The 14,973-nt window shown below is 58.9% G+C and carries 15 protein-coding genes; 7 read left to right on the forward strand and 8 right to left on the reverse strand.

Annotated features, from left to right (window positions below):
- Nucleotides 1–138 precede the first annotated feature (138 nt).
- From ACR0J4_RS13930 to ACR0J4_RS13940, 3 genes are read left to right on the forward strand one after another with little or no spacing between them, the layout of a single operon-like run.
- Nucleotides 139–1,845 carry an ABC transporter transmembrane domain-containing protein gene (locus tag ACR0J4_RS13930; protein WP_170643307.1) on the forward strand — a complete coding sequence of 569 codons (1,707 nt, stop codon included), beginning with the start codon at nt 139–141 and terminating at the stop codon, nt 1,843–1,845.
- Nucleotides 1,842–3,932 (forward strand): ABC transporter transmembrane domain-containing protein, encoded by a 2,091-nt coding sequence (locus ACR0J4_RS13935; RefSeq protein ID WP_170643306.1) that lies wholly within the window; start codon nt 1,842–1,844, stop codon nt 3,930–3,932. Before ACR0J4_RS13930 ends, ACR0J4_RS13935 begins: the two co-directional genes overlap by 4 nt.
- A 2-nt stretch (nt 3,933–3,934) precedes the next feature.
- A complete protein-coding gene (locus ACR0J4_RS13940; RefSeq protein WP_170643305.1) occupies nt 3,935–5,263 on the forward strand; it encodes an HlyD family type I secretion periplasmic adaptor subunit in 1,329 nt (442 codons plus the stop codon).
- Nucleotides 5,264–5,269: 6 nt separating this feature from the next.
- On the opposite strand, the gene ACR0J4_RS13945 is transcribed toward ACR0J4_RS13940, so the two are convergent.
- The 3 genes from ACR0J4_RS13945 to ACR0J4_RS13955 are packed head-to-tail and all read right to left on the reverse strand — an operon-like array spanning nt 5,270 to nt 7,319.
- Nucleotides 5,270–6,064 (reverse strand): iron chelate uptake ABC transporter family permease subunit, encoded by a 795-nt coding sequence (locus ACR0J4_RS13945; RefSeq protein ID WP_170643304.1) that lies wholly within the window; start codon nt 6,062–6,064, stop codon nt 5,270–5,272.
- A complete protein-coding gene (locus tag ACR0J4_RS13950; RefSeq protein WP_170643303.1) occupies nt 6,064–6,804 on the reverse strand; it encodes a metal ABC transporter ATP-binding protein in 741 nt (246 codons plus the stop codon). The genes ACR0J4_RS13945 and ACR0J4_RS13950 overlap by 1 nt, the downstream gene beginning before the upstream one ends.
- 2 nt (nt 6,805–6,806) lie before the next feature.
- Nucleotides 6,807–7,319: a transcriptional repressor gene (locus ACR0J4_RS13955; protein ID WP_170643302.1), complete on the reverse strand. Its 513-nt coding sequence runs from the start codon at nt 7,317–7,319 to the stop codon at nt 6,807–6,809.
- A 57-nt stretch (nt 7,320–7,376) separates the two neighbouring features.
- On the opposite strand from ACR0J4_RS13955, the gene ACR0J4_RS13960 reads away from it, so the two are divergent.
- A complete protein-coding gene (locus ACR0J4_RS13960) occupies nt 7,377–8,549 on the forward strand; it encodes a metal ABC transporter solute-binding protein, Zn/Mn family (RefSeq protein ID WP_170643301.1) in 1,173 nt (390 codons plus the stop codon).
- 156 nt (nt 8,550–8,705) lie between these two features.
- A complete protein-coding gene (locus ACR0J4_RS13965; RefSeq protein ID WP_170643300.1) occupies nt 8,706–10,889 on the forward strand; it encodes a Tex family protein in 2,184 nt (727 codons plus the stop codon).
- A 2-nt stretch (nt 10,890–10,891) separates the two neighbouring features.
- On the opposite strand, the gene ACR0J4_RS13970 is transcribed toward ACR0J4_RS13965, so the two are convergent.
- The 5 genes from ACR0J4_RS13970 to ACR0J4_RS13990 are packed head-to-tail and all read right to left on the reverse strand — an operon-like array spanning nt 10,892 to nt 13,840.
- Entirely contained in the window at nt 10,892–12,004 is a 1,113-nt protein-coding gene (locus tag ACR0J4_RS13970) for a TonB family protein (RefSeq protein WP_170643299.1), read from the reverse strand.
- Nucleotides 12,001–12,378: an ExbD/TolR family protein gene (locus ACR0J4_RS13975; protein WP_170488189.1), complete on the reverse strand. Its 378-nt coding sequence runs from the start codon at nt 12,376–12,378 to the stop codon at nt 12,001–12,003. The genes ACR0J4_RS13970 and ACR0J4_RS13975 overlap by 4 nt, the downstream gene beginning before the upstream one ends.
- Before the next feature lie 4 nt (nt 12,379–12,382).
- Nucleotides 12,383–12,748, reverse strand: a complete 366-nt coding sequence (locus ACR0J4_RS13980; RefSeq protein WP_480668702.1) for an ExbD/TolR family protein — start codon at nt 12,746–12,748, stop codon at nt 12,383–12,385.
- A complete protein-coding gene (locus tag ACR0J4_RS13985; RefSeq protein ID WP_170643297.1) occupies nt 12,741–13,409 on the reverse strand; it encodes a MotA/TolQ/ExbB proton channel family protein in 669 nt (222 codons plus the stop codon). Before ACR0J4_RS13985 ends, ACR0J4_RS13980 begins: the two co-directional genes overlap by 8 nt.
- Nucleotides 13,406–13,840 carry a hypothetical protein gene (locus ACR0J4_RS13990; protein WP_170643296.1) on the reverse strand — a complete coding sequence of 145 codons (435 nt, stop codon included), beginning with the start codon at nt 13,838–13,840 and terminating at the stop codon, nt 13,406–13,408. Before ACR0J4_RS13990 ends, ACR0J4_RS13985 begins: the two co-directional genes overlap by 4 nt.
- 231 nt (nt 13,841–14,071) lie before the next feature.
- Between ACR0J4_RS13990 and ACR0J4_RS13995 the strand changes: the two genes are divergently transcribed.
- Both ACR0J4_RS13995 and ACR0J4_RS14000 read left to right on the forward strand, forming a co-directional pair.
- On the forward strand, nt 14,072–14,422 hold the full coding sequence (locus tag ACR0J4_RS13995; protein WP_170378480.1) for an MbcA/ParS/Xre antitoxin family protein: 351 nt from the start codon (nt 14,072–14,074) through the stop codon (nt 14,420–14,422).
- Nucleotides 14,422–14,934, forward strand: coding sequence for an RES family NAD+ phosphorylase (locus ACR0J4_RS14000; protein ID WP_170643295.1), 513 nt, complete (start codon nt 14,422–14,424; stop codon nt 14,932–14,934). Before ACR0J4_RS13995 ends, ACR0J4_RS14000 begins: the two co-directional genes overlap by 1 nt.
- Nucleotides 14,935–14,973 lie beyond the last annotated feature (39 nt).

The following is a 14,973-nucleotide window of genomic DNA, read 5'->3' on the forward strand; positions in this document are numbered from 1 at the left end:
TAGCACGCGGAGCTTTCTCGAAAGTTACTGAAATACATGCAATTTTTTCTAAATTCAGCGCATCACGCAACCTGATGTTTACACGTTCTTAAAAGCCTCGACCCCAGAACTTGGGGACAAATGAACGGGCGTGAACACATGAAAGCGAACAAAGCAGTCAAGCGCAGAACAAGGCTGCGGATGGGTATTTCGCTACTGGCGGCGTCGCTTTCCCTGAACATCTTGTCCCTTCTGGCGCCAATCACCATTCTGCTGATCTTCGACCGCATCATCCCCTTTCAGTCGACCGAGACACTGCGCATCCTGACCTGGGCACTGGTGATCGGGGCTGGGCTTGAGTTTTTGTTGCGTTGGGCGCGTTCTATTCTATTGACGACAGCAGCCGAAGAGAGTGCCGTCGCCCACAAGCGCCGGTTCCTTGAACAGGTGTTGAACGCAAACCCAATCCACTTCTCCCAAAACACCGCCAGCACCTATTTTGACCGCTACATGGCGATCAGCCAACTGCGAGAACACCAATCAGGTCAGAGTCAGACGCTCGCCATTGATCTGCCATTTACCATCCTGTTCGCCCTCATGATCGGCTTGATCGATGGGTGGTTGGCTCTGGTCCCGGTTGCCGCGTTCTGTATCGTTTTACTGTTTGCGAGCGTGATGAAACACCTGCAATGGTCCCTGTTCGAGCGTCGCAAGGCGCTGGATACCCGTCGCTATGCGTTCCTTTCGTCCCTGCTGTCCAGCCTGTCCACGGTCAAAGCCAATCGGATGGAGCCTCAGATGGCCCGAAGGTTTGAGTTGCTGGAGGACCAGACCGTAGAAGTCAGCCGCAAGCTGATCCTCTTCTCGGGTTTTGCACAGAGTTTTGGCACCGTTTTCGGGCAGATCATGGTTGCCGCAATGGGCTTACTGGGGGCTTATCTCGTCATCCAGAACGTGATCGGGATTGCCGAATTGGCGGCCTGTATGCTTTTGAATGGTCGTATCATTCAGCCGTTGACCAAGATCATGGCGATATGGGTCCAGTCAGAAAGCGTCGCTTTGTCCCGGCGGAAACTGCGCGAAATGGACAGTATCTCTCAGCAACCGCCAGGCTGGATCGGGCACAAAAAGCTCAAAGGTGATCTGCGGGTCGAAGGACTATGCCTGTCACACCCGCAAAACAAAGAGACCGCTAGTCGCCCCGTGATTTTTCACGTGCCAGCTGGCACTGGAATACTGATAGAGGCGGAAGAAAGCTGGATGGTCGACGCCCTCTTTGCGACCATTCTGGGCAACCAAGAGCCCAATGCTGGCTCGTGCCTGATAGATGAGGCTGCAACAACTGAAAGGCCCGCCCTTGTTGGTCGGGGCGGGATAGTGGCGCTGGAGCGCGATCCTGCGATCCTTTCAGCAACCTTGCTGGACAATCTGACCGCGTTTGGCGACGCCGAAACGGCTGAACATGCCAAACAGATCGCTGCCACGCTTGGTTTGGAGCAGCGTGTTCACCGGCTACCGGAAGGCTACAATACCCAGCTGGGCAAGGGTTCGAGTTTTGAAAGCGATCCGGTCAACCGACAGCTGATCGCGCTGACCCGAACCCTTGCGTTGCGCCCTCGGATACTGCTGATGAATGAACCCTCGTCTGTTCTTGACGCGCCAGACCGCCAGGCTTTGGCCACTTGTTTGAAAACGCTTTCACCGCGCCCCACTTTGTTGACCGCAAGCCCCGACCCCCGGATGCGCCAGCTGACAGATCAATTCGCTCAACTGGGCAACCCCCGGACCTCCGATCTGCTTCAATGGCAAGAGGATTCTCTCAGGGACACTGATGAAGCGTGCCGCATTAAGAGAGGTGCCGCATGACCACTTTGACGATTGAAAAAACCACTCAGCTTTTCCAATCGCTACTGCAGGCAAGTGGTTGGAAACATGACCGAGACAGCCTGATCGAAGCGTTTCCACACTTTTCCCAACGCTTGCAGCCGGGGGATATCAAACAAACCCTGGAAAACCTCGGAATACCATTCGCACAAGTCAGGTGTCGGATGCACAAAATCGCCGCCTCTGACTGCCCGGCCTTGGTCGTACCCGATCATGGGCCAGCCTTTCTCGCGCTGGACAGAAAAGGCGCGCATGTGCTGGTTGACGATTCAAAGGCGGAAAATCCACGGTTCCAAAAGCTTACCCGTCATCGGTGCACCCTATTTCGGATCGACCGTTTTGCCTTTAACCGAACCACTAAAACGCAGATCACCGTATCACAGGCCTTTCGCGACCTCCGCCCGATCCTGCCGGGTCTTTTGTTTGTCTCCATGCTCAGCAACATTTTGGGCCTTTTCACCCCGCTGCTCATCATGGCCGTATACGACCGGATCATCCCGTCGGGATCTGTTGACATGCTGCTGTCACTGGCCGTTGGGGTCGCCGTCATCGCGGCGACGGACATGGGCTTTCGCCACATGCGCACGCGCGCGCTGACATATATTGGCTGGCGCGGCGAACAAAAGCTGATGACAGCCTTGTTCCGAAAACTGATGTCCCTGCCACTGGGCCAAATGCAAAGCTCAGGCGTGAACCAACACCTTTCCCGGTTCCGCCAGTTCGAGGCCCTCCGAGAGATGTTTACCGGGCAAATGATTACCACGCTTCTGGACCTGCCGTTCGCCGTACTGTTCCTCGCCGTTCTGCTCTATCTTGCGCCAAGCGTTGGGCTTTGGACACTTGGGCTGGCAGCGGCTTTGGTGATAGTGGGATTGATCACGATCCCACGTCAAAAACAGCTCGAAAGGAAAGCCGCACAGGACGCCTCACTCAGCCAGCTGGCAGTACAAGACGCAATCGTCCATCAAGGCGCCTTCACAAATCTCGGCATGCAAACGCCTTGGCTCCAACGCTGCATGCCTTTGATCGAAACCAGTGAGGAAAGCACAAAGCACGCTCGGCAATTTCAAGCACTTGCGCAGTCATTGGGGCAAACACTTGCGGCCCTGGCCACAACCGGTGCAATTATATTGTGCGCCCATGCCGCGATGTCCGGAGCTTTGAGTTTTGGCGCTCTGATCGCCTCAATCGCGTTGGTGTCAAAGATCTTCGGTCCCCTTCAGGCGCTGTATACCGGATTTCCGCAGCTTATGTCTTTCCAAGCCAGCCGCGAGCAGGCAGACCGGGTGCTGTCCCTGCCACAAGAGATGGAGCTTGGCCTCGGCTGGTCCCACCAAAAAGCGCTGAACGGTTCCATCTCGTTTTCCTCGGTGACACATCGCCCGGACCCACTTCGCCCACCGATCCTGTCGCAAATCAGTATGGCATTTAATCCTGGTGAAGTCGTGGTCATGCTCAGCAGCGACACGGCCGCTCGGACTGCTGTTCTGGATCTGATCGATGGTCTGGCATCCCCGATTGGGGGAACGATCGAACATGACGGTATCGATATCCGCCAAATCGCACGGGACGAGTCGCGTAAATCGGTCACCTACGCGACTTACCAGAAATCACTGTTCTATGGCACAGTTGCGCAGAATTTCCGTTTGGCCGCGCCGTCCATTTCCGACATGGAAATTCAAGCCTCGCTGGATCGGATGGGCTTACGACAAGGGCACAGTATGCTGCCAGACGGTGTGCAGACGCGCCTTTCCGATGAAGCCCTTTCGCAAATGCCAGATGAGATTTTGAAATCTCTCACCCTCGCACGTAGCATGGCACGACCAGCCTCGGTCTACCTGTTCTCGGAACCGACAAACGGACTGAACGACACCCGCCGTCAAGCGTTCAAAACATGGGTCAAGGATAAGGCCGGGGGCCACACTGTGATCATCGCGACCGCAGATCGTTCGTTTCTGAACATTGCCGATCGATTCATCTATCTCAACGCGGGCCAGGTTGCTGTGAACGACACCGGAGAAGTCGGGCGCAAGAAGATGTGGGCCGCCCTGAAAACGCTTGGAGCTTGAAGATGGTTTTCCGAACACATTCCGCAAACCGAGAAGGACTGCTTGACCGCAGCGCTCGACGAAAGCGTGCCCGCGCGCCTCGGTTCGCGGCGTTTCTCGCGCTAGCTATCACCGGTTTTCTTGCCAGTCTGATCGCTTTGTCATGGCGGACCGATGTCCCACAGATCACGCGCGCGCCGGGCACCATCGTTCCCATGGGCCACTATGTTCAGATTGAAACCATGGAAGGCGGGATTGTCCGTTCAGTCCATGTGCAGGACGGTCAAACTGTGGAAATCGGTGATGTTCTTGTCCAGTTGCACCACCCGGAACTGACACAAGAGATGGAGGTCCTGTCCGCGCAAGCCTCCTCTGTCGCGCGGGATCTAGGAAATGCACAGGCCGTGCTTGCCATGCTTGAAGGCGATGCTCCGCAGAGGTCCACCCAGATACAAACGCTTAGAAATTCAGGTCTGACGACGGCTGCAGCCCGTATTGAACTATTCCTGGAAAGCCAGAAGGTTCAGCGCGTTTCGATTGAGCAGCAAACCAAGACACTGCGAATTCTTGAAGACGCCGCAGCGTTCGCGCGCCAAAGGGTGACAAAGAAAGAGCAGGTTCTGGACCGCTACGCGAAGCTGCAGTCGCAGGGTCTGAAATCACTCAGTGATTTTCTGGAAGAAGAAGACGAAGTCGACGCCATGCGCGCCGCTGCCGAGGACGCCCGTGTCCGAGTCGCCGAGGTACGAAACGCTTTGACCCTTGCAAAAGCGGCCCTTGCGGAAGAGGCCCTGACACTGAGAGAGGACGTGCTAACCCGCATCAACGCGCTGGAACATGAACATCATCAGGTGCAGACCTCACGGAAACTTGTGGAAACTAGGCTTGCCGACCTGCGCATGATCGCTCCGGTGCGTGGAGTGATCCAGTCGGTGGCCTCACCTAATCCGGGAGAGGTTATTGCCCCCGGCGAAACGCTTTATGAACTGCTTCCGACCCGGCAAAACCTGATGGTCGAGGCCCGCATTCCCAACTCCGAGGTGGGGCATGTGGCCCTGGAACACTCGGTGGCGATCAGCGTCGATACGTTCGATGCCCGCCGCTATGGTAAGGTCGAGGCACGATTGCAGTCGGTGCATCCTCTGCCCATGACAGACGAACAAACTGGCGAGACCTATTTCCGGGCCTCGTTCGTTCTGGCCGGCTCGACAATCGGCACCGGTGCGTTCAACCGTCCACTGCAGGCGGGTATGACCGTTGTGGCCGAAATGACAACGGGTGAGCAGACGCTTCTCAGCTATCTGTTGAAACCGGTCCAATTGACTTTGGAGCGGGCCTTCAATGAAAGGTAAGGCGCTCTAGCGCTTGTGACCTTTCCATCCCAACAGGCTGAAACAGGCAAACAGGATTGCCGCGACGCACACAATTGACGGCCCTGCAGGTGTGTCGAACACGTAAGCAGCCCGCAAACCGGCTACGGCGGAAACCGCCCCGATGGCCGCGGCGATCAAGGCCATGGATTCGGGCGATCGGGCAAGGCTGCGCGCTGCGGCGGCAGGAATGATCAGCAAGGCTGCGATCAGAAGAACGCCCACGACCTTGATTGCCACCGCGACGGTCACCGCAAGAGACAAGGTCAGGATCAATTGCTCGCGCTTTGGGTCATAGCCGCTGGCGTAGGCCAGCTCTTCGTTCAGGGTCGCAGTTAATAGCTGCGACCAGCGCCATCCGATCAGGGCAACGACCAGTGCTGCACCGCCCCAGATCACGGCGAGATCCGTGCGCGAAACGGCCAGAATATCGCCGAAAAGGTAGGCCATCAGGTCAATGCGGACACCTGAAAGGAATGACACTGCGACGAGGCCAAAGGCCAGTGCAGAATGGGCCAGAACGCCCAATAGTGTGTCCATTGCGTATCCCCGCCCGGACAGCAAAGTAACCGTCAACGCCATCAGCAGAGCTACGGCCAATGCGCCCGCGAAAATAGACATCTGGAAGGTTAGCGACAGCGCAACGCCCAGAATGGCCGCATGCGCGGTTGCGTCGCCGAAATAGGCCATTCGGCGCCAGACCACGAAACATCCTAGCGGAGCCGCCGCAAAAGCCACACCAATCCCGGCCAAAGTCGCGCGGGTCATAAAATCATCCAGCATTATTCTGCAGCGTCCTGAGAGCTATGATCGTGGTCGTGATGATGATCGTGGTCATGCCGATATAGCGCCAGCGCTCCTCCGGTCCCTGTCCCAAACAAGGCGCGATACTCAGGGGCTGAGGCCACAACGGCAGGCGATCCTTCGCAGCAAATATGACCGTTCAGGCAGATCACCCGGTCCGAGGCGCTCATGACCACGTGCAATTCGTGGCTGATCATCAAAATGGCGCAGCCGGTCTCGCGGCGCACGGTTTCAATTTGCCGGTAAAAGGCCGCTGAACCCGGTTGATCCAGACCTTGCGTCGCTTCGTCCAGCAAAAGGATATCCGGGTGGTTAATCAAGGCACGCGCCAGCAGCACGCGCTGAAATTGCCCGCCGGACAATTGAGTCATCTGTTGCTTCAACAGATCGGGAACGCCTGCTTCCTCAAGCGCCTCGGCACAGCGGGCGCGGCTGACGTGATTGGTCAGGCGCATAAAGCGCTCGACTGAAATGGGAAGGGTCGGATCGATATGCAGCTTCTGCGGAACGTAACCGATCCGCAGGCCCTGTTTACGTGTAATGCGCCCCTTTGCAGGTTTGATGGCCCCGATAATTGCGCGCAACAAACTTGTTTTGCCGGACCCGTTCGGCCCGACAATTGTCACGATCTCACCGGGTTCGATGATCATATGGACATGGCGCAGCACGGTATTGGCCCCGTAGCTCACGCTCAGGTCTTCAACGGTGACAAGGGACATTGCTAGGCCTTTTCGGTGCAGTCAGAGCAGAGACCTTCGGCTTCTACTACAGTACGTTCGATTTCAAAACCCACGGCGCGGGCGGCATCGCCAAGGGCCCCGCTATCGACGGCCGAGGAAGCTTCGGCCACCGCGTCGCACCCGCGGCAGATCATGAAGACAGGTGAATGCGTCGCCCCCGGATGGGCGCAGGCCACAAAAGCGTTCAGGCGTTCGATCTTATGGACAAACCCGTTTTCGACCAGAAAATCCAAGGCGCGATAGGCCACGGGCGGCTGCGAGCCGAACCCCTCATCCCGTAGGCGATCAAGGATGGCATAGGCACCAAGTGCCCTGTGTTCCTGCAACAGCATTTCCAGCACCTTGTGGCGCACAGGCGTCAGGCGTAGCCCCTCGGCTTTGCACTTTGCCTCGGCCATGGCAAGGCCGGTTTCCACGCAGGACACGTGGTCATGATCATGGAACCCCACCGGCGCAGCTTCGCTGGTCGAGTTCTGTTGCCTCTGACTTGTCATGTTATCTTATATCATATATGCCGCGATTAAATGTTATAAAATCACACAGAGGGTCCAATGTCCAGAAACCTCCTTTCCATTTCGATCACCGCTACATTGCTGGGCGGAACCGCCATGGCCGACGCCCCGAACGTTGCCGTTGACATTGCCCCGGTGCATTCGCTTGTGGCCCGTGTGATGGACGGCGTGGGTGAACCCAGCCTTATCGTTCAGCCGGGCGCCTCGCCTCATGAATATAACCTGCGCCCGTCCGAAGCGGCGGCTCTGCAAGAGGCTGATCTGGTCTTTTGGATCGGCGAAGATCTTACGCCATGGATGGAAAACGCTGTCGAAACGCTCGCTGGAGGCGCGGCTGTAACAACGTTGCTGGAGGCGGACGGAACCACTCTGCTGGACTTCCGCGAGGACGCGCTGTTCGAAGCGCATGATCACGGCGATGACGAGGATCATGAAGATCACGGTCATGAAGATCATGGCGATGATCACAAAGACGAACATGCGCATGATGATCATGACGATCACAAAGATGAACACGCGCATGACGATCACGACGACCACAAAGACGAACACGCCCATGATGATCACGACGATCACAAGGATGAACATGGTCACGATGATCACGACCATGACAAGGAAGATGAACACGCGCATGACGACCATGGCCATGAAGAGCACGCAGACCACGATGATCATGACGACCACGAAGGTCACGCGCATGGCGAACACGATCCGCATGCCTGGTTGTCGCCTGCAAACGCCAGCACATGGCTGAATGTGATCGCTGCTCAACTCTCGGCTGCTGACCCTGAAAATGCGGGCGAGTATTTTAAGAACGCAGCCGCTGCGCGCGCCGAGATGGAAGCGCTGTCAGCCGAGATCGCGGAAACGCTGGCCCTGGTAAAAGGTGGTAGCTTCATCGTGTTCCACGACGCTTATCAGTATTTCGAAAATGACTTCGACTTCCCGGCATCCGGTGCGATCTCGATCAGCGATGCATCCGATCCTAGCCCTGCACGCATTGCCGAAATTCAGGGACGCATCAAAGAAGAAGGGATTGATTGCGTTCTGTCCGAGCCGCAATTCAACCCCGGCCTGATCGCAACAGTCATGGAAGGGTCCGAGGCCAATACCGCCGTGATCGACCCGCTTGGCGCCGAACTTGAGCCCGGCGCGGCGCTCTATCCCCAACTTCTGCGCAATATGGCGAACACATTGGCTGAGTGCCTCTAAGGCACGCCAACGCCCGGCCGGATCAACGGCCGGGCATCGAGCTCAAGCAATGGGGCAGACCGTTTCAGGAAATCTTGCCCCAATGCGTTGGCCCTCTTCCCCTCTGCCAAAACGCTGTCTAAGAAGTCCTTCCGACCCAGTATCAGGAGGCCCCCCTTGGACCGTATCGCCCGCACAATCGCCACCGAAATCAACGCGCGCGCGGATCAGGTCTCGGCCGCCGTTCGGTTGCTGGATGAAGGCGCGACCGTGCCCTTTGTGGCCCGCTATCGCAAAGAGGCGACGGGCGGACTGGACGATACGCAGCTTCGAACCCTCTCCGACCGGCTGACTTATCTGCGAGAGCTGGAGGCGCGGCGGCAGACGATCCTGACGTCGATCAAGGATCAGGGCAAACTGTCGGATGATCTGGCAAAATCCATCGCCGGAGCCGAGACCAAGGCGCAGCTGGAAGATATCTACCTGCCCTACAAACCCAAGCGGCGCACCAAGGCGATGATCGCCCGCGAAAACGGGCTGGAGCCACTGGCCGACGCCATTCTGGCCGACCGCAATGCCGACCCGGAAGTCCTTGCTCAGGGCTATCTGTCCGAGGCTGTCGAAACGACCAAGGACGCCTTGAACGGCGCCCGTGACATCGTGACCGAGCGGCTGACGGAAAACGCCCTTCTGCTGGGTGAACTGCGCAATTTCATGCAGCAAGAGGCGCTTTTGTCGTCAAAACTCGTTGAGGGCAAAGAGAAAGAGGGCGCGAAGTTCAGCGACTACTTTGACCATTCTGAGCTTTGGTCCACCGCCCCCTCGCACCGCGCGCTGGCCATGTTGCGGGCCTCGAAAGAGGGGATCGTCACGCTGGATATCGCCCCTGAACCTGAGGTCGGCGCGGCGCGGGCTGAGGCAATTGTTGCCTCGCATCTACAAACTCGTGGCGATGGCCTCGGCGACAAATGGCTGCGCAAGGTTGCGGGCTGGACCTGGCGGGTCAAGCTGTCGCTTTCCATGATGGTTGAGCTGATGGCAGATCTGCGCAGCCGCGCGCAGGATGAGGCGATTCAGGTGTTCTCGCGCAACCTCAAGGATGTTCTGTTTGCGGCCCCGGCGGGCGCACGTCCCACGCTGGGTCTGGATCCGGGCATTCGAACCGGCGTCAAGGCCGCCGTGGTGGATGCCACTGGCAAGGTTGTGGCAACGGATACGCTCTATCCGTTTCAGCCGAAAAACGATCTGCGGGGGGCGCAGGCGGCGATCTTGAACCTAATCTCGGCCCATCAGATCGAGCTGATCGCCATCGGCAATGGCACCGCCAGCCGTGAAACCGAAAGGATGGTCGCCGACACGCTCGGCCTGCTGCCCAAATCGGTCAAAGCTCCCACCAAAACCGTCGTGTCCGAGGCTGGGGCCTCGGTCTATTCCGCGTCGGAGCTGGCCGCGCGAGAGTTCCCGGATTTGGATGTATCCCTGCGCGGTGCGGTCTCGATCGCACGCCGTTTGCAAGACCCATTGGCCGAGTTGGTGAAGATCGAACCGAAATCCATCGGGGTCGGGCAATACCAGCACGACGTGGACCAGCATCGCCTGTCCCAGTCGCTTGCCTCGGTCATCGAGGATGTGGTGAACGCGGTCGGTGTCGACCTGAACACCGCCTCGGCCCCACTGCTGTCGCATGTGTCGGGCCTTGGCCTCGGTTTGGCCGAGGCCATCGTCCAGCACCGCGACTACAATGGCGCTTTCCAGTCTCGCAAAGACTTGCTGAAGGTCGACCGCCTTGGCCCACGCGCCTTTGAACAATGCGCAGGATTTCTACGCATCCGGGAAGGAGAGGAGCCGCTGGATGCCTCATCGGTTCACCCCGAAGCTTATGACGTCGCCCGCCGCGTGGTCGCTGCCTGCGGCCGGGATATCCGGCAGATCATGGGACATGACGGGGCGCTGAAGGGCTTGCGGGCTGAACAATTCGCCAATGAGACCTTTGGCCTGCCCACCGTGCGCGATATCTTTGCCGAGCTTGAAAAACCGGGTCGTGACCCGCGACCCAGTTTTGTCACAGCGTCGTTCCGGGACGGCATTGAGGAGATCACCGACCTCAAACCCGGCATGCTGCTGGAGGGGACGGTGACCAATGTGGCCGCCTTCGGGGCCTTCGTGGATATCGGCGTTCATCAGGATGGGCTGGTCCATGTCAGCCAACTAGCGGACCGGTTCGTCAAGGACCCGCATGAGGTGGTCAAAACCGGTCAGGTCGTGAAGGTACGCGTTGTCGAGGTTGACGTCCCCCGCAAACGGATTGGCCTGACCATGCGCAAAGATGGCGGTGCGCAGCAACGGCGCGGGCCGCGCTAGGCTCAGCCGTTCTGGTAGTAAAAGGACAGTTTGCGGCTGACCCCATCGGGTGGCGGCGGGAACGGTGCGGCCCCCCTGACCTGCTCCTTCGCAGCCCGATCCACCTGGTCCGAGCCCGAGCTAGTGATGACCTCGACCCACGCCAATGAACCATCCGGGTCGATCTGAAAGAACACCTGCGCATAACCACGAACCGAGGCGTAAACCTGAGGCGCGCGGTTCAGATGAACCAGAACTTGCCCGGCATAGTTGGTCGTGTTGGAATTTCCCGGCCCTCGCCCGCCGGACTGGTTGCCCCGGTCATTGCGGGTGAAGGCATCAATCCCTTCGCGCTGATAGGCCGCCAGTGGGGATTCAATGGTTTGTTCTGGGAATTTCAGGTTGTCGAAGTTGCGCGCGCCGGGCAGAGTCGGCTGGACCTCGTCCGAGGGCGTCCGATTGGGCAAGCGCGGTCGAAGAGAGGTTGCGACCGCCTGTTCGGTTCCTTCGCTGTCCTCCACGGGGTCTGCTTCGTCTGGCACAGGCTCTACTGCGATTTCCGGCTCAACCGCGTCTTGTTCCAACGGCACAGGCGCGACCTCGACGGGCGGCAACGCGGCCAGTTGCTCAGCCTCCGGCGTTTCGACCGGCTCGACCGGCTCTGCGGCACTGGCTTGCGGGATTTCCACAACATCTGATGGCTCAGCCAAAGGGGTTGCGTCGACCTCATCACTTGCTGCCGTTTGCGTCTCGGACTGGTCAACGGATTCGGTCACTTCCGGCTCTGGCACCTCGGCCTGACCGCCGTTGGAGGGGCCGGTATCTGGCGCGAAAGCCTGCTCTTGCGGATCGGGCGAAGCAACCAAAGCTTCGGTTGTCGGAATCTCCGCCTCTTCAGGTTCGGGCGTGGTTTCGACCGGAGGTTCAGGCACCACCGCTTCTTCTGGCTCAATCGGTTCGGGTACCTGTTCGGCCAAATCCTCAAAGGCCGTGCCGAGGGTCACCGCATCTTCGTCATCGCCGACAACGCTTGGCGAATGGGTCAAGCTGGTTGTGGTCATGCTCAGCCCCAGAACGTGCAGCAGCAGCGAAACCAGAACGGCCACAGCGGCGATGATGGCCGAGGTTCGGATCATTCGATCGCCTGCTGCGTGACCAGAAAAACCGATTTCGCCCCTGCACGCCGCAGCGCACCTGTCACCTCTATCAGACGCGGGCCCGAGGCCGCGCGATCCGGTACGATGCGGACCTCTTCGCCCTCATGATCCGCCATGTAGGTCTCGGCGTCCGTGGCCTGCCCACGAAAGCTGAGCGATCCGTCTGCATGCAGGACCAGCGCATCCGGCGGCTCACGCCCCTCCAGTTCTGCGGTATCGACCAGCTCAAGGTCGGGATCCAAAGGGGGGGCCACGGTACCGGCGATCAGGAAGAAGACCAGCATCAGGAACACCACATTGATCAGCGGGATCGTGGAGTCGCGTCTGCGGCGTTGCGGTGTCTGACGGATCATCGGCCTACTCCAACACCGTTACGGTCAACCCGTCCCGGCCTCGCAGAGGGACCAATACATCGACAAGACGTTGCGCCGAGGTATCGGCGTCGAGGCTGATCAGAACCTGCCCGGTTTCAACTTGCGTCAGCAGATCATCCAACGTGATCGAGGCCCCGTTCAGAACCAAGCGATCCGGGCCAAGCTGCAGGAACACTCTGTCCGCCGGTGCCGAGCCCGTGCCACTGCCAGCAGCGGCCTGCGTTAATTCGATCTCGGAAAATCGCGAGAATGTGGATGAGAGCATGAAGAACAGCAGCAACAGAAAGATGACGTCGATTAACGGCGTCATCGACAAAGGGCGTCTGACAAAGGGCGCCGTGTTACGCATGTTCGGGGGCGGCGGTGCTCTGGGTCCGTGCCCCGGAGACTGTTTGCAGCGCGTGACCGGGCACCAGAATCGTCCGAAGCGCTTTGTCCGCAAAGACCCGCTCACGCGATGTGCGGCTTTCCAACCAGGACAGAACCATCGAGGTCGGCATCGCCACCGCAAGACCTACAGCCGTTGTCACAAGGGCGACCCAGATACCACCGGCCAGCAGCGACGGGTCCACCGAGGAACCGGCGGTTTGCAGGCTCTGGAACGCGTTGATCATGCCAAGCACTGTTCCAAACAAGCCAAGCAGCGGGGCAAGCTGCGCCACCGTGTCCAGCAGTCGAAAGCCGCGCTCCAACCCGGCAAGGGCAAGACCGGCTTCGGCATCGAGACGGTCATCCACGCCGGGGACGTCCACTCCATCCATCGCGGCGCCAACGATCGGAGCAAGGTAGCTGCTGCTGTCGTTCAATCGCGTGCGCGCCGCGGCGCGATCTCCTGCGTCCCAGGCAGCCAGAGCTTCGGACAGGACCCTATGGCGACCAACACCACAAGCCGCGAACTGCCACAGTTTATACAGCGTGACCGAAAGAGTCAGAACCGACATCACGATCAAGATGCCGACGACCGGCCCGCCAAGCGCCAGAATTTCACGCAAAGTGCCCAAGAAGTTCATCCCAAAAGCTCCACTTTGACCCGGCTGCTGAGGCTGAGCATATCGCGACAAATAGTGCTATCCGCATCGTCGACCACGCAGGTATTTGCACCGTTGATCAAGGCGCGGCCTACTTGCGCGCAATCCCTTCCCGGCAGATCAAACTGCCGCACGCGCGGGCGATCCGCCGGAAGATCTCGGAAATCGAACAGGGACAGGCTGACTACTCCGCCTTCAATGTCGAAAATCACGGTCTCGAACACGGCCTTGTCGATTGAGACTCCAGTTCCGTTCTGCACCAGAAAGGTCAGTCGGCAGGCGTTGCCCACATTCTGCGCTGTGTTCAATTCGACGGACAGCGCCTCAGACGGTGCGCTTTCTGATTGCGCCCAACTTACGGCTGGCAACACGGCCGCGAACAATGCCGCAAAAGCGGTGCGATGAAACGACATGGACGGGCTCCTGCTGTTTTCTTGCCATTTGAGACCTCATACCCGAGGCTGCGAACAGGTAAAAGGGCCGCTCAGCCTGTCGTCAATCAACGGGTGGTCCCAAGTTGGTGAGGATCATGTCGTCTGCCAAGGGGTTTGGTGGCGTTTTAAACACAGCAACACGGCATGAATTCTTGAAAATCAGCAATATTGACGCTATATACCGTCAAAGAAACAGGATTGGAGGGCAGCATGCAGATTGCTCAATTCGCCGAAGGAGGGCTGTTTGAGCCTCGGAAAATCGCGGCGGCTCTGCGTACATCCGCCGAAGAGGTCGCCTTGACCGTGGGGTTGGGCAAGGATGCCCTGCAACGCCGCACGCGCATTCAATCCGACAAGACCCAACGTCGCCTGCGCGAATTGGTCGAGGTTCTCAACAAGGTGCAACCGCGTTTTGGCTCGGATCTGATCGCCTATGCCTGGTATCGCTCGGAACCCCTGCCCGGCTTTGACGGGCGTACCGCCATGCAGCTGGTTCAGGAGGGCAAGGCGCAGCAGGTGTTGGAGTACATTGATGCCGTCGATGCCGGTGTCTATGCCTGATGCCGCTTGACGAGGGCTGGTATCGCGGGCCGCTTTTTCGCGCATTAAACCCGGTCTACGCCCGCGAGCCCCTGTCGGGTCGTGGAGCAGAGAAGTATGGTGGTCGGTTCAACGCGAAGGGAACACCTGCGCTCTACACGGCGCTGGACCCGGCCACGGCCCTGCGTGAGGCCAATCAGGTCGGGGATTTGCAGCCGACAATACTGGTGTCTTACCACGCGTATCTGGGCCCGCTCTTCGACACCCGAGACGAGGCCGCCTTGGCCCAATACGAAATGACCGCGCCCGCGCTGGCCGATCCCGGTTGGCGATCGGCCATGCTGGACCGACGCGCTGTCCCGACGCAAGACCTGGCCGCGCAATTGATCAAGGACGGTTTTGCCGGTTTGCTGGTACGCAGCTTTGCACCTGGGACGACACCGGCGAACCTCAACCTCGTCCTCTGGCGGTGGAACGGGTCGGATACGCGGCTGACTGTTGTGGACGACGAGGATCGACTGGGCAGGCTATAGAACTCCAATCTGTCTGTGCAGTCCAAAACCCATGCGCTA

The organism is Ruegeria sp. B10, from assembly GCF_056539825.1.